Origin of the sequence: Sphingomonas sp. GCM10030256, from assembly GCF_042666415.1 — a bacterium.
Taxonomy (GTDB): Bacteria; Pseudomonadota; Alphaproteobacteria; order Sphingomonadales; family Sphingomonadaceae; genus Sphingomicrobium.
Map to the genome: position 1 here is coordinate 233,720 of NZ_JBHTDI010000002.1, position 20,794 is coordinate 254,513.

Consider the following 20,794-nt stretch of genomic DNA (forward strand, 5'->3'; position numbering starts at 1 on the left):
GCCGGCCATGGCGACAGTGCGGAGCGCAGTCGCGCCCAGGAACGTCCTCTTACTCATGCCTGTTTATTCCCTCGGTATGGATAGCTGTAATCCGGGGCGGCGTTCTTTCGTGAGTTGCGGACAAACACAAATACTCTGTTGGGTTTGCAGCGTTTCGTCGCTCGGCTGTCGCGGAAATGTCACAGGCCGGGCGGCGCGGCCGAAATCGTGACATGAAGCTCTTGGCCGACAGCCTTTGGGGTTGAACGTCAGCTTGCCCGGACTCCATAAGCCAGCGCGTAGGAACGCCCGACTATCGGGCTGAATCTTTGGGATGGAGGGGGAACTGACCGGCGCGATGCTGCTCTCCCTCGGCCTTGCCGCAGTCTGGATTGTCGTCGCCACAGCCTTGTCGATCGGCGCTGCCCGACGGCTGCGGCATGCGGCCGGGGTGCAGCGGTCCGCCAAGGCGCTTGCCGGTCTGCTGTCGGTGGCTCCCGCGAAGCCGCTGCTGGTCCGCCCCGACGGAGCGCTCGAAATGGACGAGCGGCTGGTGCGGGAGATCGGGCTCGACAGGGTCCCGGGGTCGCTTGCCCAGATGGCCCACGGAAAGCGCGGCATCGAGGCCGACGACCTTCGCGCCTTGCAGGACCATGTCCGCAGCACGGCCCTTGGCGGCGGCCGCTTCGAGTGCGCCTTGCGGGTGGCCGGATCAGATCGCGTTCTCGACGTGCGGGGCGGCCCGGCTCCGGCTGACAATCCGGCCGGCACCGTCTTGCTGTGGCTTTTCGACACCAGCACTGCGGAAGCGGAAAAGGCTGCGCTCGAACGCTCGCTTCACCAAACCGAAGCGGCGCTGGACTCCCTGACGCACCTCATTGAATCCGCGCCCTTCCCGATGTGGTACCGAGGGAAGGACCTGACGCTCGGCCTCGTCAACCGGGCGTTCGTCGCGGCGGTGGAGGGGCGCGATGCAGCCGAAGTGATCGCGCGCGGAAGCGAACTGATTGATTCGGTCGGCGAGCAGGGCGCCCGCGCCGGCGCCGCGGTCGCGCTCGAGACCGGGCGGCCCTATTCGCGTGCGCAGCCGGCGACGATCGGCGGCGAGCGGCGCATGCTGCGGATTGTCGACGTTCCGCTGGCCAGCGGGGCGGTGGCCGGTTTCGCCATGGACATCCAGGACCTGGAGGATGCCCGCTACGAGCTCGGCCGCTATGTCGAAAGCCAGCGGGAACTGGCGGACCGCATGACCGCCGGCGCGGTTCAGTTCGACGCGGATCGCAGCCTCTCCTTTTATAACCAGCCCTTCGCCATCATGGCGCAGCTCGAACCCGAGTGGCTCAACGAGCGGCCGGAGTTCGACCGCGTCCTGGAGCGGATGCGGGAGAATCATCGCCTGCCGGAAGTCCGCGACTTCCCGCAGTGGAAAGCGGAGCGCCGGGCTTGGTTCACCTCGCCTGACGAAGCGGTCGAGGAGGAATGGACGCTCGCCAACGGCGACCATCTCCGGGTGGTCGGCCAGCCGTTGCCGGACGGAAGCCTTCGGCTGATCTTCGAGGATCGCACCGAGCAGGTGCGGCTGGCATCCGCCCGCGACACCCTGCTGCGGGTCCGTACCGCCACGTTCGACAATCTGTTCGAAGGCATCAGCGTCTTCGCCAGCGACGGCCGGCTCTACCTCTGGAACCGGCGCTTCTGTAGTTTCTGGGACCTCGACGAGAGCTGGCTCGGCGAGCATCCGCGGGTCGACGAGTTGGTCCCCGCGATGGCGCGCCGACTGGTCAACCCGACCGCTGCGGCCCAGCTGCGCGAACTAGTCCGGGCGGCAACCACCGAGCGGCGGCAGGGCAGCGGGCGCCTGAGCATGGTCGACGGCCAGCATTTCGAGTTCGCGGCCGTTCCGCTGCCCGACGGAAATGCGCTGTTCACCATGGTGGACGTGACCGACTCCACGCGTATCGAAGCGGCGCTTCGCGAGCGCACCACGGCGCTGGAGGAAGCCGACCAGGTCCGGACCGATTTTGTCGCCAACATGAGTTATGAACTGCGCACTCCGCTGACGTCGATCGGCGGGTTCGCTGAAATGCTGGCCGCGGGCTATGCCGGCAAGCTGGCGCCGGCCGCTGCGGACTATGTCGCGGCGATCCTCGAATCGGTGGCCCGCCTGTCCAAGCTGATCGACGACGTGCTCGACCTCACGCAGGGAGCGCGGAGCGCGATGGTCCTCGATCGCGACCGGATCGACCTTGCGGGGCTCGCTCGCAGCGTGGTCGACAAGATGGAGCCGGCGGCGGCCGAGAAGGCGCTGCAGCTGGACAGCCGGATCGAGCCGTCGGCGGGCGTGGTGGTCGGCGACGCCAGGCGGATCCGCGAGGCGCTCGAGCATCTGTTGCGCAACGCCTTCGCGCATTCGGAGGCGCGGGGACAGGTCCTGGTCAGTGCGTCGGGCGACGACCGCCAGGCGCTAGTGTCGGTCCGCGACCATGGGCCCGGCATCGCTGCGGAAGACCAGCAGCGGGTGTTCGATCGCTTCACCCGGATCGGCAGCAGCCGGGGGGAGGCGGCGCTTGGTCTTGGTCTTCCGCTCACCCGGCAGTTTATCGAGGCGCACGGCGGAACGGTTGAGCTCAGATCGGAGCTGGGCAAGGGAACCGAGGTGATCCTGACCATTCCCCGGAAATCCGCATGATCCTGGGCGACGAGGGCGCGACGCGGCGCGTGGGACGGGCGCTCGCCAAGCGCTTGATGCCGGGCGACGTGGTGGCCCTGTCCGGTCCCCTGGGAGCAGGGAAGACTGCGTTGGCCCGCGCCATTCTTCGGGCGGCGGGACATGCCGGTGAGGTTCCGAGCCCCAGCTTCGCGATCGTCCAGCCGTACGACGATTTGCCGCTGCCGATCTGGCATGCCGACCTTTATCGGCTGGAGGATTCGTCGGAGCTGGCGGAGCTCGGCCTCGACGGCGTGCTCGAGGATGGCTGCCTGCTCGTTGAATGGCCGGAGCGCGCGGGCGCGGGTGCCTGGCCCGAGGCGCTTCGGCTCTTCATCGATTTCGCACCGGACGGCGCTCGCTCCTTGACAGCCGAGGTGCCCGCGGCATGGGAGGGACGATGGCCTCCACAATGACTCCTCCGCCGCACGCCGCCGACTTCCTTGCGGCCAACGGCTGGGCTGGCGCGGCGATCCTGCCCCTCGCGGGCGATGCCTCCTTCCGCCGCTACTTCCGGGTCGTGCACGGTGAGCGGCTCGCGGTGCTGATGGACGCGCCCCCGCCAAACGAGGATCCGCGCCCTTTCGTGGCGGTCGCCGAATGGCTCGGCAATGCCGGCTTGTCCGCGCCCGAGATCCTGGCGCGGGATATCGAAGGGGGCCTGCTGCTGCTCAGCGACCTGGGTAACGACCGGCTGCGAGAGGCGCTGGACGCCGCTCCTGGACGCGAGCGCGATTTGTACGAGGTCGCTACCGACGTCCTGGTCCACCTGCACCGCCATCCACCAATGGAGGGCCTGCCGCGGCATGGTTTGGACCAGTGGCTGGACGAGCTGATGCTGTTCCCCGACTGGTACTGCCGGGCGCTCGACCTGCAGGTCGATGTGGACGGCTACCGGGAGGCCTGGACGGAGGCGCTTGCCCCGGTGGCACGGGACGGGCTGGGACCGGTCACCGTGCTGCGCGACTATCATGCCGAGAATGTGATGCTGGTCGCCGGACGCCAGGGGGTGGCTCACTTCGGGCTGCTCGATTTCCAGGACGCGCTTGCCGGCCACCCGGCCTACGATCTGTGCTCCGTGCTGGAGGACGCGCGCCGCGACGTGTCGCCCGAGGTCGAACGAGCGATGATCGACCGCTACGTCGCCGCGACCGCGGCCCCTCCCGCCTTCGAGGCCGCCTATTGGGCGTTGGCGGCACAGCGCAACACACGCATCCTTGGCGTCTTCACGCGATTGTGGAAGCGCGACGGCAAGCCGCATTACCGCGCCTTTCAGCCCCGGATGTGGGGGCTACTGGAACGCGACCTCGAACGTCCGCACTTGGCCGGAGTGCGCGCCTGGTTCGACCGTAATGTCCCGCCGGACTGCCGCTCGGCTCCCTGGACCGAGGCGATCGCGGCGTGAGCAATGTCCGCCAGAGCCTGCGGCTTCGACCTGAGATCGAAGCACCGGTCCCGCGCACCGCGATGGTGATGGCCGCGGGGCTGGGCAAGCGGATGCGGCCCCTGACCGCAACCCGCCCCAAGCCGCTGGTGGAGGTGGCGGGCAAGGCGCTGCTCGACCATGTGCTCGACCGGTTGCGGGTGGCCGGGGTCGAGCGCGTGGTGGTCAACGTCCATTACCTTGCCGATGCTCTGGAAGCGCATCTCCGCAACCATGTTCAGGGCCTGGAGGTCGCCGTGTCCGATGAGCGCGACCTCCTGCTGGAGACCGGCGGCGGGCTGAAGCGGGCGCTTCCGCTGATCGATTGCGACCCGTTCCTGGCGGTGAACAGCGACAATTTCTGGGTCGACGGACCGACCGACACGCTCAAGCTGCTGGCGTCTCATTGGGACGCCGAGCGGATGGACGCATTGCTCCTGCTGGTTCCGCATGCCCGCGCCGGCAATCATTCGGGGCAGGGCGACTTCCACATGGACCGCGACGGCCGGCTTCGCCGCCGAACCCGCAGCAAGGTCGCGCCGTTCGTCTTCACCGGCATCCAGATCATGGCCAAGAGCATGCTGGACGGAGCGCCGGACGGGCCATTCTCGACCAACCTCCTGTGGGACCGCGCGATCGAGGGGGGCCGCTGCTTCGGCGTGGTCCATCAGGGGCTATGGTTCGATGTCGGCTCGCCTCCCGCGATCACTGCGACCGAACGGGCGCTCAACTTTGCCTGACGAGGCCGGCGGCACGGCCGTTCGCCCGCGGGTGTTCACAATCGGTGCGCATCGCAGCTTCGCCGATGCGCTCGCTGCCGGGCTGATCGCCCAGCATGGAGCCGATCCGTTGGCGCTCGCTCGCGGGCGGATCCTGCTGCCGAACAACCGCGCGGTGCGCACGGTGACGGAGGCGTTCGTCCGCGCGAGCGGTGGTGGGCTGCTCCTCCCCAGGCTGATCGCGATCGGCGACCCGGAACTCGACGATCGAATCGGCGGTGCGCTCGACCCGGCCGACGCGGAGCCGCTGCCTGCGTCGGTGGATCCGCTGGTACGGCTGGTCACTTTGGCACGGCTGGTGCGCGGACAGCCTGGCGAGTCGATGAGCGCCGCGGAAAGCTTCCGTCTGGCCGCGGACCTCGCCCGTACCCTCGACGCGTTGCTGATCGAGGAAGTGCCGCCCGCCAAGCTGGCCGAGGCCGCGCTCGACGCACCGGAGCTCGCGGGGCACTGGCAGTTGTCGCTCGCCCGGCTGCAGGCCTTGTTGAAGGCGTGGCCGGAGCAACTTGCCGCCATGGGGGGGATTGATCTGGCGGAGCGGCGCAATCGCCTGCTGCGCGGATTGGCGAAGCGCTGGGGCGACGCTCCGCCCGACGGGTTCACCATCGCCGCCGGCATTACCACCTCCGCCCCGGCGGTTGCCGCCTTGCTGGCCCAGGTCGCTCGCATGCCGGACGGCGCGGTGGTGCTGCCGGCGCTCAGCCCGGTCGCCGCGATGAGCGAGGAGGAATGGGACGCTCTCGACCCGGACGACGGCCACGCTGACGAAACCCATCCACAGTTCCACCTCAAGCGGCTGCTCGACCGGATCGGGGTTGGCCGCGAAGAGGCAGATGTATGGCCGCGCGCAGGCCGCGCATCGGCACCAGCGGTGCGCGGGCGGGCCATCGCCCATGCCATGACGGCCGCCCGCTTCACGGACAAGTGGAACGGCCTCGCCCCGCCCGAGCGGCGGCTGACGGGCGTGCGCTATGCCGAGCTTCCGGACCCAGCCTCGGAGGCACAGGCGATCGCGATCGGCCTGCGGGAAGCGCTCGAAACGCCGGGGCAAACCGCCGCGCTAGTCACGCCCGACCGCCTCCTTGCGGCGCGGGTCTCCGCCTTGCTTCAGCGCTGGGGAGTGCAGGCGGATGACAGCGCCGGCAAGCCCCTCTCGCAAACCCCCGCCGGGACCCTGTTGCTCGGGATCGCCGCCGCGGCCGCTGAGCGGCTCGCGCCGGTTGCGACCCTTGCGCTCATCAAGCACCCGTTGGCCGGGCAGGCTGATGACCGGCAGGCGTGGCTGGACGCCGCGCGCTTGCTCGACCTGGCGCTGCGCGGACCCCGCCCGCCGGAAGGGCTGGCCGGCATCGATGCGCATTGCGCCGAGAAGGACAAGGAACGCCAGAGCCGTGGCTGCGGCAAGGCCTGGCGCAACGTGCGGCCTTGCCTTGAACAGGTCGAGGCGGCGCTCGCCGGCCCAACCTCGCTCGCTGCTTTCGCCGCCCGCTTGCGGGAAATGGCGCATGCGATTGCCGGGGACCGGGCATGGAGCGGACCGGACGGCCGCGCCGCCGCCGAACTGCTGAGCGACCTGGAGGCAGGGGAGGGGACGGACTCGGTCCTGCTCGCGGCGGAAGATGCCGTGCCGCTGCTCCGCCAACTGCTCGACGAACGAGCGGTCCGCCCTCCGTTCGGCGGCCACCCGCGGATCGCCATCCTCGGCCTACTCGAAGCCCGGCTCCAGCAGGCCGACCTGATGATCCTGGGCGGCCTCAACGAAGGCACTTGGCCGGCCTTGCCGCAGCCCGACCCGTGGCTCGCGCCGAAGATCCGCGCCAACCTCCGCCTCCCGGGCCTGGAATATCGCATCGGCTTGTCGGCCCACGATTTCGCCAGCGCGCTCGGCGCCCCGAGAGTGCTGATCACTCGCGCGCGGCGGGACAGCCGCTCGCCCACGGTCGCGTCGCGCTTCCTGCTGCGCCTGATGGCAATGACGGGCGGGCTGGCCCGCGATGTCCGGCTGGAACGGCTCGCCGCGGCGATCGATGCGCCCGCGGAGTACCGGCCCGGGAGCCGCCCCGCGCCATGCCCGCCGGTTGCCGATCGGCCGACCCGGCTCGCGGTCACCGCAGTCGACCGGCTTCAGGCCGACCCGTTCGCGTTTTATGCGCAGGCCATGCTGAAACTGCGCAGCCTGGACCCGGTGGACGCCGACCACACCGCAGCGTGGAAGGGCAGCGCGGTCCACAAGGTGCTGGAACTGTGGCTGGCGGAGGACCAGTGCGACCCCGAAGCGCTGCTTCCGCGGGCCCGGGACTTGCTGCTGGACGAGGCGATCCACCCGCTGCTGCGGGCGCTGTGGCAGCCGCGCCTGCTGGAAGCGATCGACTGGCTGGCGGCGCAGGAGCGCAGCAACCGCGAGGCGGGTCGCCGCCCCCTTGCAGCCGAGGCCAAGGGCGAAGCGGAGATTGCCGGGGTGACGGTGCATGGCAAGGCGGACCGGATCGACCGTCTCGCCAACGGCCGCGTCGCGATCCTCGACTACAAGACCGGCAAACCGCCCTCGAAGACCGCGGTGCAGGAAGGGTTCGCGCTGCAGCTCGGCCTGCTTGGGCTCATCGCCTCGCGCGGTGGGTTCGAGGCGGTGGCCGGGGAGTCCGGGGCACACGAATATTGGTCGCTGGCCAAGAAGCCCGGCCGTCAGGCGTTCGGCTATGTTGAATCCCCCGATGACGGGGACGCCGTGGCCTTCCTCGAGCAAGCGGAGCGCCACTTTGCCGCCGCCGCGGCAAAGTGGCTGCGCGGCGAGGAGCCCTTCACCGCTAAGCTTCATCCAGCCTACGCGCCTTATGGTGATTACGACCAGCTGATGCGGCTGGAGGAATGGTACGGACGGGATTGATGCTCGTGAACAGCCCAGGGCATACGGCTCCTGACAGTGATATGGATCACTTCTTCTTCGGCTTGCCCGACCGCGCGTAGAGCAAGGCGGCGACGATCGCCGCCGAACCGATGCCCACCGCCATTCCGGCGCGGAACTGCTTGGCTTCCGGCTTGTCGGACTTCGCCTTGGCGGGCTTCTTGTCGGCGGCGTCGCTCATGCTGTTGTCTTCCCCTGATCTGCGGTCGGCCCAATAAACGCGCGAGAGGCGCATTGGGAAGCGCTGCACGCCTTGCTATGCGGTGACGCGATGCACGGCCGCTTCCAACCTCTCCATGCGCTCCAACCGGATCAGGCGCTCGCCGCCGACCCAGCCATCCACGCCGCTTTGTCGGCCAGCGCGGGGACGGGCAAGACGCAGGTCCTGACCGCACGGGTGCTGCGCCTGCTGCTTGGCGGCGTGCGGCCGGAAAGCATCCTCTGCCTCACCTTCACCAAGGCCGGCGCGGCCGAGATGGCGAACAGGATCGGAGCGCGCCTGGCGAGCTGGGTCCGGCTGCCCGACAAGATGCTCGAGCGCGAACTCTTCGCGCTCGACGAAACCCGCGACAAGTCGGCGTTGCAGCGGGCCCGGCGCCTGTTCGCCGAAGCCCTCGACGCCCCCGGTGGATTGCGCATCCAGACCATCCACAGCTTCGCGCAGACGTTGCTCGGTGCATTTCCGGCGGAAGCGGAGATCACTCCTGGCTTCCGGCCGATCGAGGGACGCCAGGAGCAACTGCTTGCCCGGCGGACCCTGGCGGCGCTGGTGTCGGACGCGGAAAATCGCGGCGACCATCAACTGACCCTCGACATCCAGGCGCTCAGCCTGCGGCTCGGCGAGCGGGACGCCGAGCGCTACCTCATGGCGTGCGCCCGGCAGCCGGAGGCGATGGCGGAACTGAGCGGGCTGGGCACGATCGAGGAGCGGCTGCGGACTGCCATGGGCCTCCCCGCCGGCAGCATCGCCGACCTGGTGTCGGAGCGCTGCGCCGACGACAGTTTCGACTGCGACCTGCTCCACGCGATCGGCAAGGCGCACCGCAGCTGGGGTGTGAAGTCGGCCTTGCCGATGGCCGAGCGGATCGAGCGCTGGCTGGCGCTACCGCCGGAGGAACGCTGCGGTGCGCTGGATGAACTTGCCCAGGTTGTTTTCACGCAGGCCGGGGAGCGACGCAAGGTCCAGTCGGGCCTGCTGAAGGCGTACCCGGATGCCGAGGACCATTGCGACCTGCTCGCCGAAGCGATCGGCGAACTCCTGCAGCTTCAGAAGGCGGCGGCGCTAGCCGCGGTGCAGGCCGCAGGCCTTCGCGCCGGAGCCGCCTTCTCCGAAGCCTACACCCGCGCCAAGCGGGCCGGCGGAGTGGCCGACTTCGACGACCTCATCCGCTGGACCCGGCGCCTCCTCGCCACTCCCGGCATGGGTGAGTGGGTCCGCTACAAGCTTGACCGCCGGACCGATCACATTCTGGTGGACGAGGCGCAGGACACGAATGCCGACCAGTGGGCGATCGTCGGCGCCTTGATCGAGGAATATTTCAGCGGCGCCGGAGCCGCAGGGACGCACCGCACCTTGTTCATGGTCGGCGATTTCAAGCAGGCCATCTTCGGCTTCCAGGGCACCAACCCGCGTGAGTTCGAGGCGATGCGGCAGACGGTCCGCGAGCGGGCGGACGCGGCCCGGGCAGCCGCCGAGGAGGCAGGCGAGGAACATCGGACGCGGGCCTTCCGCGACCTGTCGATCGACGCCAGCTTCCGCTCCGCGTCAGCCGTGCTGGAGGTCGTCGACGCGGTGATCGCGGAAGTCGGACCCGCCCAGATGGGCCTGCCCAACCAGCCCAATCTCCAACGCGCCTTTCATTCCGACCGGCCGGGCAGCGTTGAGCTGTGGCCCCCCTTCGCGCCGAACGAGGAAGAGCGCGCGGGCGAGGAGGGGGAGGAGGGTTGGATCGACGAGCCGGTACGGCGCTTCGCCTCGCACTTAGCGCGGGAGGTCCGCTCCTGGCTAGACGAGGCGCCGACGCTGGCCACGACTCGCCGGCCGCTCACCGCGGGCGATATCCTGATCCTGGTCCGCAGCCGGGGCGAGCTCGCCTCCCTGATCGTCGCCCGGCTTTTCGCGGAAGGCGTACCGGTCGCAGGCATCGACCGGCTGCACTTGTCCTCGCCGCTGGCGGTCAAGGACCTGATCGCGGCGGTCGCCTTTGCGGTCCAGCCGCTGGACGACCTCAACCTCGCCAACCTGCTGGTCTCGCCATTGTTCGGCTGGTCGCAGGACGAGCTTTACGCCCTGGCGTTCGGGCGCGAGCGGCCGCTGTGGGAAGAGCTTGGACGGCGCGCGGGCGAGGGTAGCCGCCTGGCCGACACCCGCGAGCAATTGGGGGCTCTGCTGGCGATGGCCGACTTCACCACGCCAGCACGCTACCTCGAGACGATCCTGTCGGGACCGCTGCAGGGGCGGCGGCGCCTGCTGGAACGGCTTGGCGCGGCGGCTCGCGACCCGATCGACGAGCTGGTCGCCTCCGCCTTCGAGTTCGAGCGGTCGGAGATCGCCTCGCTCGACCGCTTCCTGGCCTGGTTCTCCAAGGGCGACGTGGAGATCAAGCGCGACCCGTCGGCACCGTCCAATGCGGTGCGGGTGATGACTGTCCACGGCGCCAAGGGCCTCGAAGCGCCAGTTGTGATCCTGGCCGACGCCACTGCGGATCCCGCCAACCTGGGCGAGAAGAACTCGCCTCTGCCGCTGCCGCTGGGAGCCGCTGGCTTCGCGCCGGTGGTCCGCCCTCGCAAGGCGGAGATGGTCAGCCCCTTTGGCGAGCTGCTCGCAACGAGCAGGGAACGCGACCTGGAAGAGCATTGGCGCCTGCTGTACGTCGCGTTGACCCGCGCGTCCGAGCGGCTGGTTGTCGCCGGAGTGCTGCCCAGCCGCGGCATTCCGGGCGAGAGCTGGTATGCCCGGGTCAAGGCGGCACTGGAGGCCCGCGGTGCGGTTGCGCGGGAAGACGGGGCGCTGCTGTACCGCGGCAGCGTTCCAGCCGGAGCTTTGCGCACCCGCAAGCCCCGGAAGCCGTTACCCGACGCGACCATTCCCGACTGGCTTCGGCAGGCCGCGCCGGCCGAGACCCGCCCACCGCGCCCGCTCGCGCCCTCGCAGATCGTCGAGGACCTGGAGCCCTCGCCGCCGCCAACACCGGAGATGCGGGCCGCGGCGAGGCGCGGGACATTGCTTCACGCCTTGTTCGAACGTCTGCCGGCGGTTGCGCCCGCCGAGCGGCGAACTGCAGCCCTGCGCTGGCTCGAGCGGAGCGCGGGCGTGGACGAGCCTTCCATCCGCGAGGAGATCGCCGCCGCCGCCTGTGCGATCATCGGCGAGCCGGCCTTTGCCGACCTTTTCGCGGATGGATCGCTGGCAGAAGCGCCGATCGCCGCGACCCTGCCTGACGGCCGGGTGATCGCCGGCACGGTTGATCGGTTATTGGTCAACGATGAACGGGTGCGGGTGATCGACTTCAAGACCGGCCGCGCGGTTCCTGCCAACTTGGGCGCGGTTCCCCGCCAGCATGTCCAGCAGATGCAAGCCTATGCCGACGCGCTCCAGGTCATCTTTCCCGGCCGCCGTGTCGAAACGGCACTGCTCTACACTGCCGGCCCGTCGCTGATCGTGCTGGACGGTTGAGGAGTAGCGGCGTGCGCCCCATATCGCTTCCCAAGCGAATCAATGGAGTATCCTCATGCCGACCAAGACCGTAACCGACGAGAACTTCGCGTCCGACGTGCTCGGCTCCGACAAGCCGGTGCTGGTGGACTTCTGGGCGGAATGGTGCGGCCCCTGCCGGATGATCGCTCCGGCCTTGGATGAGATCTCGAACGAGCTCGGCGAGCGGGTCACCGTGGCTAAGCTCAACATCGACGAGAATCCCGACACCCCGGGCAAATATGGCGTGCGCGGAATCCCGACCATGCTGCTGTTCAAGAACGGCGAGCCGATCGCGCAAAAGGTCGGCGCCGCTCCCCGCGGCCAGATCCAGCAGTGGCTTGAGGGCAACCTCTAGTCCCCCGGCGGTTCCGTTCCGTCCAGCCCCCGGGTATCCGGGCGGAACCGCTCATGCTTGGGCAGGTCGTCGGACACCGTGAACCATGGGACCCGGCTAGCCCAGAAAATATGGTAACTCGGCACCACTGCCGCGGAATCATCGAGGGTGGCAACGCTGAAATCTACCGTTTCCGGCTGGTGATCGACCTTCATCAGCAGCGGCGTTCCACAACGGCCACAGCCCTCGCGGTGGCCGAAGCTCGATGACTTGACCTGCCGGACTGCCTCTGCGCCCTGCTCGACGATCCAGTCCCCGACCGGCACGCTGGCAAACGCCATCGCCGGAGAGCCGCTGTTGAGCTGGCACGTTCGGCAGTGACACCAACCGGCGTCGAACGGCTCGCTCGCGAGGCGGTAGCGGACGGCTCCGCACAGGCATCCACCTGTCTGCGTCATGGCTGCAATGCTAGGCTTCGGCCCGCCGCTCGGTCAATTGACTAGGCGCGGGGCCAATCCTACATCGCGCGTCAGAAAACGCCTGCGCGCGGGCGTCCTTTCGTCGTGTCTCGCGCGCTCATCCAGGCTCTAGGAAAACCGCATGTTTGCCGCACTGGCCAAGTCCGTCTTCGGCTCCTCCAACGATCGCTACGTCCGCTCGCTCGGCAAGATCGTCGATGCGATCAACGGCTTCGAGCCGACGATCGCCGCGCTGACCGACGATGAGCTGAAGAACCAGACAGCGATCTTTCGCCAGCGGCTGGACGGGGGCGCCAAGCTGGACGACCTCTTGCCCGAAGCGTTCGCTACCGTGCGGGAGGCGGCCAGACGAACTCTCGGCCAGCGGCATTATGACGTGCAGATGATCGGCGGCATTGCGCTTCACCGCGGCGAGATCGCCGAGATGCGAACCGGTGAGGGCAAGACCCTGGTCGCGACCCTTGCCACCTATCTGAACGCGCTGCCCGGCAAGGGCGTGCACGTGGTCACGGTGAACGACTATCTCGCCCGCCGCGACGCCGAGTGGATGGGGCAGGTGTACAACTTCCTCGGCCTGTCGGTCGGGGTGATCGTGCCCAACATGATCGAACATGAGCGGCGCGAGGCGTACAACGCCGACATTACCTACGCGACGAACAACGAGCTTGGCTTCGATTACCTGCGCGACAACATGAAATATTCGCGCGACCAGATGGTCCAGCGCGCTTTCCACTACGCCATCGTCGACGAGGTGGATTCGATCCTGATCGACGAAGCGCGGACCCCGCTGATCATCTCCGGGCCAACCGACGACAAGTCCGAACTGTACATGTCGGTGGACGCGATCGTGAAGGCGTTCGAGGAAGGCGACTATGACAAGGACGAGAAGCAGAAGAGCGTCGTCCTCACCGAAGACGGCACTGAAAAGGCGGAGCGCGCGCTGGAAGCGGCGGGGCTGATCGAAGGCCAGAACCTGTACGACATCGCGAATACGCAGGTGGTCCACCACCTCAACCAGGCGCTGAAGGCCAACGTCATGTTCCGCAAGGACATCGACTATATCGTCAAGGACGGAAAGGTCGTCATCATCGACGAATTCACCGGCCGGATGATGGACGGCCGCCGCTGGTCGGATGGTCTTCACCAGGCGGTGGAGGCCAAGGAAGGCGTCCAGATCGAGCCGGAGAACCAGACGCTCGCGTCCATTACCTTCCAGAACTATTTCCGCATGTACCCCAAGCTGTCGGGCATGACAGGAACCGCGCTGACCGAGGCGCCCGAGTTCTTCGACATCTACAAGATGAACGTCGTCTCGATCCCGACCAACGTCCCCGTTCAGCGGCAGGACGACGACGACGAATTCTACAAGAACATCACCGACAAGTTTGGCGCCATCGCCAAGGAGATCAAGAAACGGCAGGAGATTGGCCAGCCGGTGCTGGTCGGCACCGTGTCGATCGAAAAGTCGGAGATGCTGTCCGAATATCTCAATGCGGAGGGGATCACCCACTCGGTCCTGAACGCCCGCTTCCACGAGAGTGAAGCGCATATCGTGGCGCAGGCCGGACGGCTCGGAGCGGTGACCATCGCCACCAACATGGCCGGCCGCGGAACCGACATCAAATTGGGCGGCAACCTCGAATTCCGGATGGAGGACGAGCTGCGTGACCTCCCCGATGGTCCCGAGCGGGACGATGCGATCGAGCGCATCCGCGAGGAGATCGACGCGGAGCGACAGCAGGTGCTCGCCGCCGGCGGCCTGTTCGTGCTCGGCACCGAGCGCCATGAAAGCCGCCGCATCGACAATCAGCTGCGCGGCCGCTCCGGTCGCCAGGGCGACCCCGGACTGTCGCGCTTCTATCTGAGCCTCGACGACGACCTGCTGCGCATCTTCGGGCCGCAGACCGCCTTTGCCAGGCTGATGAACAAGAACCTCGAGGATGGCGAGGCGATCGTCAGCCCGTGGATCAGCAAGGCGATCGAGACCGCGCAGAAGAAGGTCGAGGCCCGCAACTACGACATCCGCAAGCAGGTCGTCGAATTCGACGATGTCATGAACGACCAGCGCAAGGTCATCTACGAACAGCGCGGCGAGATCATGGATTCGGACAATGTCAGCGACGTGATCGTTGACATGCGCGCCGAGACCATCGCCAGCCTCGTCGGTGTCAGCTGCCCACCCGGCACCTATCCGGAGCAATGGGATCTCGCCGGCCTGACCGAAAGCGTTCGCGAAGTTCTCAACCTCGACCCGCCGCTGGCCGACTGGCTGCAGGAAGAGGCGGTCGAGCAGGACATAATCATCGAGCGGCTGCAGGCGCTGGCGGACGAGGCGATGATTGCCAAGACCGCGGAGATCGAGCCGGAACGCTGGCAGGAAATCGAGAAGAGCTTCCTCATCCAGCAGCTCGACCACCATTGGAAGGAGCATCTGGCGACGCTGGACGCGCTTCGCCAGGTCATCCACCTGCGCTCCTACGCGCAGAAGAAGCCGATCGACGAGTATAAGCAGGAGGCGTTCCTGCTGTTCGAGCGGCTGCTCGTCGCCATTCGCGAGGATGTGACGCGTATGCTGAGCCGCGCGCAGATCCAGCTCGAGCCGCCGCCGCTGCCCGAACTGCCGGCCTTCCTGACCCAGCATCTCGACCCATTCTCGGGCGACGACGATACGTTCGACCTCGACGCGGCGGCGCGGGGCCTGATGTCGCCCGACCGGATGAGCGAAGCGATGACCATCCCGCGCCCTGAGCTGCCGACGCGGCCCGAGGGTAGCGTGGCGGAGCCTGCCAACCGCAACGCTCCCTGTCCGTGCGGCTCCGGCAAGAAGTACAAGCATTGTCACGGCCAGCTCGGCTGAGCGTCCCGCCGGAGGGCGTCGCATTGATCGACCGGAGCAAGGTACGGCGGGATTATCGCGCCGAGGAGGATGCGCTGGTCGAGCGCCGCCTGGCCCAGGCGCGTCTCGATCCGGCGCAGGCGGCCGAAGCCAAGGCGATCGCGCGCACCCTCGTTGAGGGGGTCCGCGGCCACAAGCCGGCTGGGCTCGACGCTTTCCTGCAAGCCTACGACCTTGGCAGCGACGAGGGGGTGGCGCTGATGTGCCTCGCCGAAGCACTGCTTCGCATTCCTGACGCGCACACGGCCGACGAATTGATCCACGACAAGTTGGCCGGACCGGACTGGTCCGACAAATTGGGCGACAGCAGCTCGCCGTTCGTCAATGCGGCAACCTTTTCCCTGCTGCTGACCGGCAAGGTGCTGGACGGCGCCAACGACAGCTCGGCAGGGTGGAAGGCGGCTCTCGGCCGCGCGGTCGGGCGGCTGGGGGAGCCGGTGATCCGCACCGCGGTCAGCCAGGCGATGAAGATCCTCGGCACGCAATTTGTGTTCGGCCGGACGATCGACGAGGCGCTCGAACGCGCCGCGCCGGAGCGCAAGCGCGGTCTCAGCCATAGCTTCGACATGCTCGGCGAGGCGGCGCGAACCCGCGAAGACGCAGCCCGTTACGCAGCCGCCTATCGCGGGGCGCTGAAGCGGATTGCACAGGAGGCGAACGGCGGCGTCGTTGGCTCGCCCGGCATTTCGGTGAAGCTGTCCGCGCTGCACCCGCGCTACGATTATCTGCGCGCCGATGAAGCGAAAGCGCACATTCTGCCGATCCTCCGCGAGCTGGCGGACACCGCGTCGGCTGCCGACATCCACCTGACGATCGACGCTGAAGAGGCGGACCGGCTCGAACTGCAGATGGATCTGATCGAGGCGCTGGTCGCAGACGACGCCCTGTTCGCGAACGGCTGGACCGGCCTTGGAATGGCGTTGCAGGCCTATGCCAAACGCGCGCTTCCGGTAACCGAATGGGTGATCGACCTGGCCCGCGCCCACCGCCGCAAGCTGATGGTCCGGCTGGTCAAGGGTGCGTATTGGGACAGCGAGATCAAGCTCAGCCAGGTCGGCGGCTTCGACGATTATCCGGTCTTCACGCGCAAGGTGGCGACCGACGTCTCCTATCTCGCCTGCGCCAAGCGCCTGCTGGCGGCAAGCGACTGCATCTACCCGGCTTTTGCCACCCACAATGCAACCACCATCGGTGCGATCAAGGCGCTCGCCAAGGGCACCCCGCTGGAGTTCCAGCGGCTGCACGGGATGGGTGAGGGGCTGTATGATGGTCTCGCCAGGTTGGAGCGGGAGCTTGGCGAACCGCAGACGCCCGTGCGAATCTACGCCCCGGTCGGCAGCCACAAGGAACTGCTTGCCTATCTGGTTCGCCGCTTGCTGGAGAATGGAGCCAATTCCAGCTTCGTCAACCGCATAGCGGACGAGCAGATCAGCCTCGATGAACTGGTCCGCGACCCGGTCGAGCAGCTTGCCGCCCTGACTCCACGCCGCAACCCCGCAATCTCACTCCCCGGCGAGATGTTCGGGACCAACCGGCGCAACTCTGCCGGCGTCGATCTCTCGGACGCAAGCGTCCGCCAGCCGCTGCTGGCCAAGCTGCAGGCGCTCGAGGGCAGGTCGTGGTCGGCTGGGCGGGGGACGGGCGCCAAGACCGTCATCCGCTCCCCGTTCGACCGCCGCATTGAGGTCGGCGTCGCCACCGAAGCGACCGAAGGCGATATCGACGCCGCCCTACGGCGCGCGTCCGCAGCCCAGCCTGCCTGGGACGCTCTTGGCGGCAGCGAGCGGGCACGCCTGCTCGACCGCACCGCCGACCTGTTCGAGCAACACAAGGCCGACTTCTACAGTCTGTGCATCCGCGAAGCCGGCAAGACCTTGCCCGACGCCGTCCTCGAAGTCCGCGAAGCGGTCGATTTCCTGCGCTTCTACGCATCCGAAGCCCGCACGAAGTTCGTCGCTCCCGTCCGGCTGCCCGGTCCGACTGGCGAGCTGAACGAACTGCGGCTCCATGGCCGCGGCGTGTGGACCTGCATCAGCCCGTGGAACTTCCCGCTGGCCATTTTCATCGGCCCGGTCGCGGCGGCGCTGGCCGCGGGCAACGCCGCCATCGCCAAGCCGGCTGAACAAACACCGCTGATCGGCGCGCTCGCAATCGAACTGATGCACCAGGCCGGCGTGCCCGCCGACGTGGCGCAGATGCTCGCGGGTGACGGCAGGGTCGGTGCGGGGCTGGTTGCCCACCCGCTCACCGCCGGCGTCGCCTTCACCGGCTCCACGGGCACTGCCAAGGCGATCAACCGCACGCTTGCCGAGCGGGACGGGCCAATCGTTCCGCTGATCGCCGAAACCGGCGGGCAGAATGCGATGATCGTCGACAGCTCCGCGCTGCCGGAGCAAGTCACCCGCGACGTCATCGCTTCGGCCTTCCAGTCGGCGGGCCAGCGCTGCTCCGCGTTGCGGGTTCTGTTCGTCCAGGACGACGTCGCGGACACGATGCTGACGATGATCGGCGGGGCGATGCAGGCGCTGAAGATCGGCGATCCGCGCGACCTTACCGTCGATGTCGGTCCAGTGATCGACGAGGAAGCCAGGGCCGCGCTCGACGCCCATGTCGCCGACCTGCGGACGCGGGCGAAGATCCTCGCTGAACTTCCGCTGCCCGCCGGTTGCGAGCAGGGCAGCTTCGTCACCCCGATCATGGCCGAGATCGGCAGCCTACGCGAACTTGACCGCGAGAATTTCGGCCCGGTGCTGCACGTGATCCGCTTCAAGTCGGGCGAGCTGGACAAGGTCATCGACCAGGTCAACGCCACCGGCTACGGCCTCACCCTTGGCCTGCAGAGCCGCATCAACACGGTCGCCGACTACGTCGAGCGCCACGCCCGCGTGGGCAACCTCTACGTCAATCGCAACCAGATCGGCGCGGTGGTGGAAAGCCAGCCGTTCGGCGGCGAGGGGCTATCGGGAACGGGGCCAAAGGCGGGCGGTCCGAATTATGTCGACCGCTTCGCCACCGAGCGGGTGACCTGCGTGGACACCACCGCTGCGGGCGGGAATGCGACTCTGATGGCGCAAGTCTGATCGCCGCAGCGCTGCTCGGGTGGAAAGCGGACACGCACCAAAGCAGAAAACAACCTTGCTTAGTTGCGGTCAGGAGTGAAGATATCGGCTATGGCGCGCTACTTCTTCAACATCGTCGAGGATGGCCACAAGGTCGACGTGATCGGGGCTGATTACCCGGACGCGCAGATGGCTCGCATGGAGGCTGTCCGCTTCGTGGGGCAGGTGCTCAAAGAGGAGCCGGAGCGTGTCTGGAACGGCGCTGAGATAAGAATCGAGGCGACCGACGTCTGGGACACAGTATTGTTTACCATCCTTATCGCGGGTGTGGACGCTGAGGCCCTAGAGCAACACAGATAGCGAACCTGGTCCCAAGCCCTTAGGCGAGCGAACGACTGCTTTGCGTCGGAAGCGGATGTCGCCGGCCAACTGCGAAGGTTCGCCGCGCGCAGGACTGAGAGTCTCAAGAAAATGGCTCCCCGGGCCTGATTCGAACAGGCGACCATTCGATTAACAGTCGAACGCTCTACCGCTGAGCTACCGGGGAGCAGCATCGCTTTCGCGGTGCGCGGGGGCGCCTATGGCTTAGCGGATGGTGGTTGGCAAGGGGCTCAGGGCCTTATTTCCCGCTCGCCCTAAGGAGGGGCTGAGCAGCTCCACAGGAGAGTATCGAAGACCAATCTCGAAGGGCTTCGATGCTTTGAGACGCGCCTTCGACTTTGCTCAGTCGCTCCTCAGCATGAGCGGCCTCTTCCTCACGTCGCGAACTGCTCCATCGCGATGCGCTCGTCCAGCGCATGCTCGGGATCGAACAGCAGGGTCAGCGAACGGCTGCGGTCAAGCGAGACTTCGACTTGCGCCACATCGCGCACTTCGAACTGGTCGGCTACCGCGCTGACCAGCCGATCCTCCGGGTCGTGGACCTTGAAGCAGATGCGCGTGTCGTCCGGCAGGATCGCGCCCGACCAGCGGCGCGGCCGGAACGCGGCGATGGGGGTCACCGCCAGCATCTTCGCGGCCAGCGGCAGGATCGGCCCGCCAGCCGAAAAATTATAGGCGGTCGAACCGGCCGGAGTTGCAACCAGGATTCCGTCCGCGACGAGTTCCGGCATTGCCACACGGCCGTTGACCAGAACCTCGATCTTGGCCGCCTGCCGGGTTTCCCGCAGCAGCGACACTTCGTTGATGGCGGCGTGGGTCCACTCGTCGCCGCGGATGGTGATTGCCTTCATGGTCAGCGGCGCGACCTTGATCGGCTTGGCCGCCGCGATCCGCTCGGCCAGCCGGTCGAGCCGCCAATCGTTCATCAGGAAGCCCACAGTGCCGCGGTTCATCCCGAACACGGGCCGTTCCTCACCGCCATCGAGCATCTGGTGTAGGGTGTGGAGCATGTAGCCGTCCCCGCCCAGCGCCACGAGCAGACTGGCGTCACGCTCGTCCGCCCAGCTGTAGCGGCGACGCAGCATCGCCTCCGCCGCCTGCGCGCTGCCGCCGTGCGATGCCAGCAGGCCGATCCCGCGCGCCGCCAGGTCGCGGACTGGAGCCAGCCTTGGTGCGGGAGATTCTGCGGTCAACTGGTTTCCTTCGGAACGCCGCGGCACGGCCGCCACCTTATGCAGGGATAAGCAATCCTGCCACTGTCCCGTTCCGGCGCAGCGCCGAAAATCCGCTCCCGAGTACCTCCCGGGGGGCGTACACATCATGGATGAAATCGCTCTGCAGCTGGCTTGCGCGGGGGCAGCGGGCGTCGGATCGAAGGATCCCGGCGCCCGCTCGTCCGCGGCCCGACCGCGCCCTTGCGGCCGCGATCGGCAGCGACTCCATCGTCCTCGCCTTCCAGCCGCAGTTCGAGGTGGCGACCGGGCAGATCGTCGGGGTCGAAGCCCTGTCCCGCTGGACTGGCTGCGGCTCGCCGGAGGAATTGTTCGCTCGGGCCGGCCGCGCCAACCTCGCCGAACGGCTGTCGCGCGCGGTGCAGCGCAAGGCGCTCCGCACGGTGGGCTCGTGGACCGGTCCGCTCGGCAAGTTGCGGGTGGCGATCAACCTCCTGGCCGAGGATCTCGCCCGGCCCGGCTACGGATGCTGGCTGCTGCGGGAGATCGCCGCTGCGGGCCTCAGCCCTGAGCGGGTCACGGCGGAGATCACCGAAGGCAGCCTGGTCGCGGACCGGGTTGGCGCTTCCGCCCAACTGGCGCAGCTCCGCTCCGCTGGAGTGCGCATCGCGGTGGACGACTTCGGCACCGGCTACACCAACCTTGCTTACCTGACCTCGCTCCCGCTCGACACGCTCAAGATCGACCGCAGCCTGATTGCCAACATCGGGGGCGAGGAGCGCGACCGGATCGTTGTCCGCGCCATGATCGGCCTGGCGCGCGAACTCGGCTTGCAGGTGGTGGTCGAAGGGGTGGAGGACTCCGCCCAGCTGGCGCTGCTCGCCGGCTGGGGCTGCGACCTGTATCAGGGCTTTCTGCAGTCGGCTCCGCTCAGGGAGCAGGAGCTGATCCGGTTCGTCGGGATCGAGCGAGCGGCGGCCTGACTT

General features: G+C 67.8%; 14 protein-coding genes and 1 tRNA gene. 11 read left to right on the forward strand and 4 right to left on the reverse strand.

Annotated elements, in window-relative coordinates:
• Positions 1–313: 313 nt before the first annotated feature.
• From ACFQPG_RS08955 to addB, 5 genes are read left to right on the forward strand one after another with little or no spacing between them, the layout of a single operon-like run.
• Positions 314–2,668 (forward strand): ATP-binding protein, encoded by a 2,355-nt coding sequence (locus ACFQPG_RS08955; RefSeq protein ID WP_380812194.1) that lies wholly within the window; start codon positions 314–316, stop codon positions 2,666–2,668.
• Positions 2,665–3,102 carry a tRNA (adenosine(37)-N6)-threonylcarbamoyltransferase complex ATPase subunit type 1 TsaE gene (tsaE, locus tag ACFQPG_RS08960; protein WP_380812196.1) on the forward strand — a complete coding sequence of 146 codons (438 nt, stop codon included), beginning with the start codon at positions 2,665–2,667 and terminating at the stop codon, positions 3,100–3,102. The genes ACFQPG_RS08955 and tsaE overlap by 4 nt, the downstream gene beginning before the upstream one ends.
• Positions 3,087–4,091, forward strand: coding sequence for an aminoglycoside phosphotransferase family protein (locus ACFQPG_RS08965; protein WP_380812198.1), 1,005 nt, complete (start codon positions 3,087–3,089; stop codon positions 4,089–4,091). The genes tsaE and ACFQPG_RS08965 overlap by 16 nt, the downstream gene beginning before the upstream one ends.
• The gene (locus tag ACFQPG_RS08970; RefSeq protein ID WP_380812200.1) at positions 4,088–4,849 is read left to right on the forward strand and encodes a nucleotidyltransferase family protein; all 762 of its coding nucleotides are present in this window, start codon (positions 4,088–4,090) and stop codon (positions 4,847–4,849) included. The genes ACFQPG_RS08965 and ACFQPG_RS08970 overlap by 4 nt, the downstream gene beginning before the upstream one ends.
• A complete protein-coding gene (addB, locus tag ACFQPG_RS08975; protein WP_380812202.1) occupies positions 4,842–7,772 on the forward strand; it encodes a double-strand break repair protein AddB in 2,931 nt (976 codons plus the stop codon). Before ACFQPG_RS08970 ends, addB begins: the two co-directional genes overlap by 8 nt.
• 46 nt (positions 7,773–7,818) lie before the next feature.
• On the opposite strand, the gene ACFQPG_RS08980 is transcribed toward addB, so the two are convergent.
• Positions 7,819–7,971 carry a hypothetical protein gene (locus tag ACFQPG_RS08980; RefSeq protein ID WP_380812204.1) on the reverse strand — a complete coding sequence of 51 codons (153 nt, stop codon included), beginning with the start codon at positions 7,969–7,971 and terminating at the stop codon, positions 7,819–7,821.
• A 90-nt stretch (positions 7,972–8,061) separates the two neighbouring features.
• Between ACFQPG_RS08980 and addA the strand changes: the two genes are divergently transcribed.
• Together addA and trxA are read left to right on the forward strand one after the other, a co-directional pair.
• On the forward strand, positions 8,062–11,466 hold the full coding sequence (addA, locus tag ACFQPG_RS08985; protein WP_380812206.1) for a double-strand break repair helicase AddA: 3,405 nt from the start codon (positions 8,062–8,064) through the stop codon (positions 11,464–11,466).
• Positions 11,467–11,521: 55 nt separating this feature from the next.
• Positions 11,522–11,842 (forward strand): thioredoxin TrxA, encoded by a 321-nt coding sequence (gene trxA, locus ACFQPG_RS08990; protein WP_380812208.1) that lies wholly within the window; start codon positions 11,522–11,524, stop codon positions 11,840–11,842.
• Here trxA and ACFQPG_RS08995 read toward each other — a convergent pair.
• Entirely contained in the window at positions 11,839–12,279 is a 441-nt protein-coding gene (locus ACFQPG_RS08995; RefSeq protein WP_380812210.1) for a GFA family protein, read from the reverse strand. The two genes, trxA and ACFQPG_RS08995, sit on opposite strands and share 4 nt — an antisense overlap.
• 142 nt (positions 12,280–12,421) lie before the next feature.
• On the opposite strand from ACFQPG_RS08995, the gene secA reads away from it, so the two are divergent.
• The 3 genes from secA (at position 12,422) to ACFQPG_RS09010 (ending at position 18,615) form a co-directional block, all read left to right on the forward strand.
• On the forward strand, positions 12,422–15,157 hold the full coding sequence (secA, locus tag ACFQPG_RS09000) for a preprotein translocase subunit SecA (protein WP_380812212.1): 2,736 nt from the start codon (positions 12,422–12,424) through the stop codon (positions 15,155–15,157).
• On the forward strand, positions 15,136–18,276 hold the full coding sequence (gene putA / locus ACFQPG_RS09005) for a bifunctional proline dehydrogenase/L-glutamate gamma-semialdehyde dehydrogenase PutA (protein WP_380812214.1): 3,141 nt from the start codon (positions 15,136–15,138) through the stop codon (positions 18,274–18,276). Before secA ends, putA begins: the two co-directional genes overlap by 22 nt.
• A 90-nt stretch (positions 18,277–18,366) precedes the next feature.
• Positions 18,367–18,615: a DUF6894 family protein gene (locus ACFQPG_RS09010; protein ID WP_380812216.1), complete on the forward strand. Its 249-nt coding sequence runs from the start codon at positions 18,367–18,369 to the stop codon at positions 18,613–18,615.
• Between the two features lie 112 nt (positions 18,616–18,727).
• Here the strand turns inward: ACFQPG_RS09010 and ACFQPG_RS09015 are convergent.
• Positions 18,728–18,802 (reverse strand) — tRNA-Asn (locus ACFQPG_RS09015).
• Positions 18,803–19,010: 208 nt separating this feature from the next.
• Positions 19,011–19,802 (reverse strand): NAD kinase, encoded by a 792-nt coding sequence (locus ACFQPG_RS09020; RefSeq protein ID WP_380813103.1) that lies wholly within the window; start codon positions 19,800–19,802, stop codon positions 19,011–19,013.
• A 158-nt stretch (positions 19,803–19,960) separates the two neighbouring features.
• Between ACFQPG_RS09020 and ACFQPG_RS09025 the strand changes: the two genes are divergently transcribed.
• Positions 19,961–20,791, forward strand: a complete 831-nt coding sequence (locus ACFQPG_RS09025) for an EAL domain-containing protein (RefSeq protein WP_380812218.1) — start codon at positions 19,961–19,963, stop codon at positions 20,789–20,791.
• Positions 20,792–20,794 lie beyond the last annotated feature (3 nt).

Excerpts from the sequence above, each read along its gene's own strand:
- ACFQPG_RS08955 (WP_380812194.1), top strand. The coding sequence starts at position 314 with ATGGAGGGGGAACTGACCGGCGCGATGCTGCTCTCCCTCGGCCTTGCC.
- tsaE (WP_380812196.1), top strand. The coding sequence starts at position 2,665 with ATGATCCTGGGCGACGAGGGCGCGACGCGGCGCGTGGGACGGGCGCTC.
- ACFQPG_RS08965 (WP_380812198.1), top strand. The coding sequence starts at position 3,087 with ATGGCCTCCACAATGACTCCTCCGCCGCACGCCGCCGACTTCCTTGCG.
- ACFQPG_RS08980 (WP_380812204.1), bottom strand. The coding sequence starts at position 7,971 with ATGAGCGACGCCGCCGACAAGAAGCCCGCCAAGGCGAAGTCCGACAAG.
- addA (WP_380812206.1), top strand. The coding sequence starts at position 8,062 with ATGCACGGCCGCTTCCAACCTCTCCATGCGCTCCAACCGGATCAGGCG.
- trxA (WP_380812208.1), top strand. The coding sequence starts at position 11,522 with ATGCCGACCAAGACCGTAACCGACGAGAACTTCGCGTCCGACGTGCTC.
- ACFQPG_RS08995 (WP_380812210.1), bottom strand. The coding sequence starts at position 12,279 with ATGACGCAGACAGGTGGATGCCTGTGCGGAGCCGTCCGCTACCGCCTC.
- secA (WP_380812212.1), top strand. The coding sequence starts at position 12,422 with ATGTTTGCCGCACTGGCCAAGTCCGTCTTCGGCTCCTCCAACGATCGC.
- ACFQPG_RS09010 (WP_380812216.1), top strand. The coding sequence starts at position 18,367 with ATGGCGCGCTACTTCTTCAACATCGTCGAGGATGGCCACAAGGTCGAC.
- ACFQPG_RS09025 (WP_380812218.1), top strand. The coding sequence starts at position 19,961 with ATGAAATCGCTCTGCAGCTGGCTTGCGCGGGGGCAGCGGGCGTCGGAT.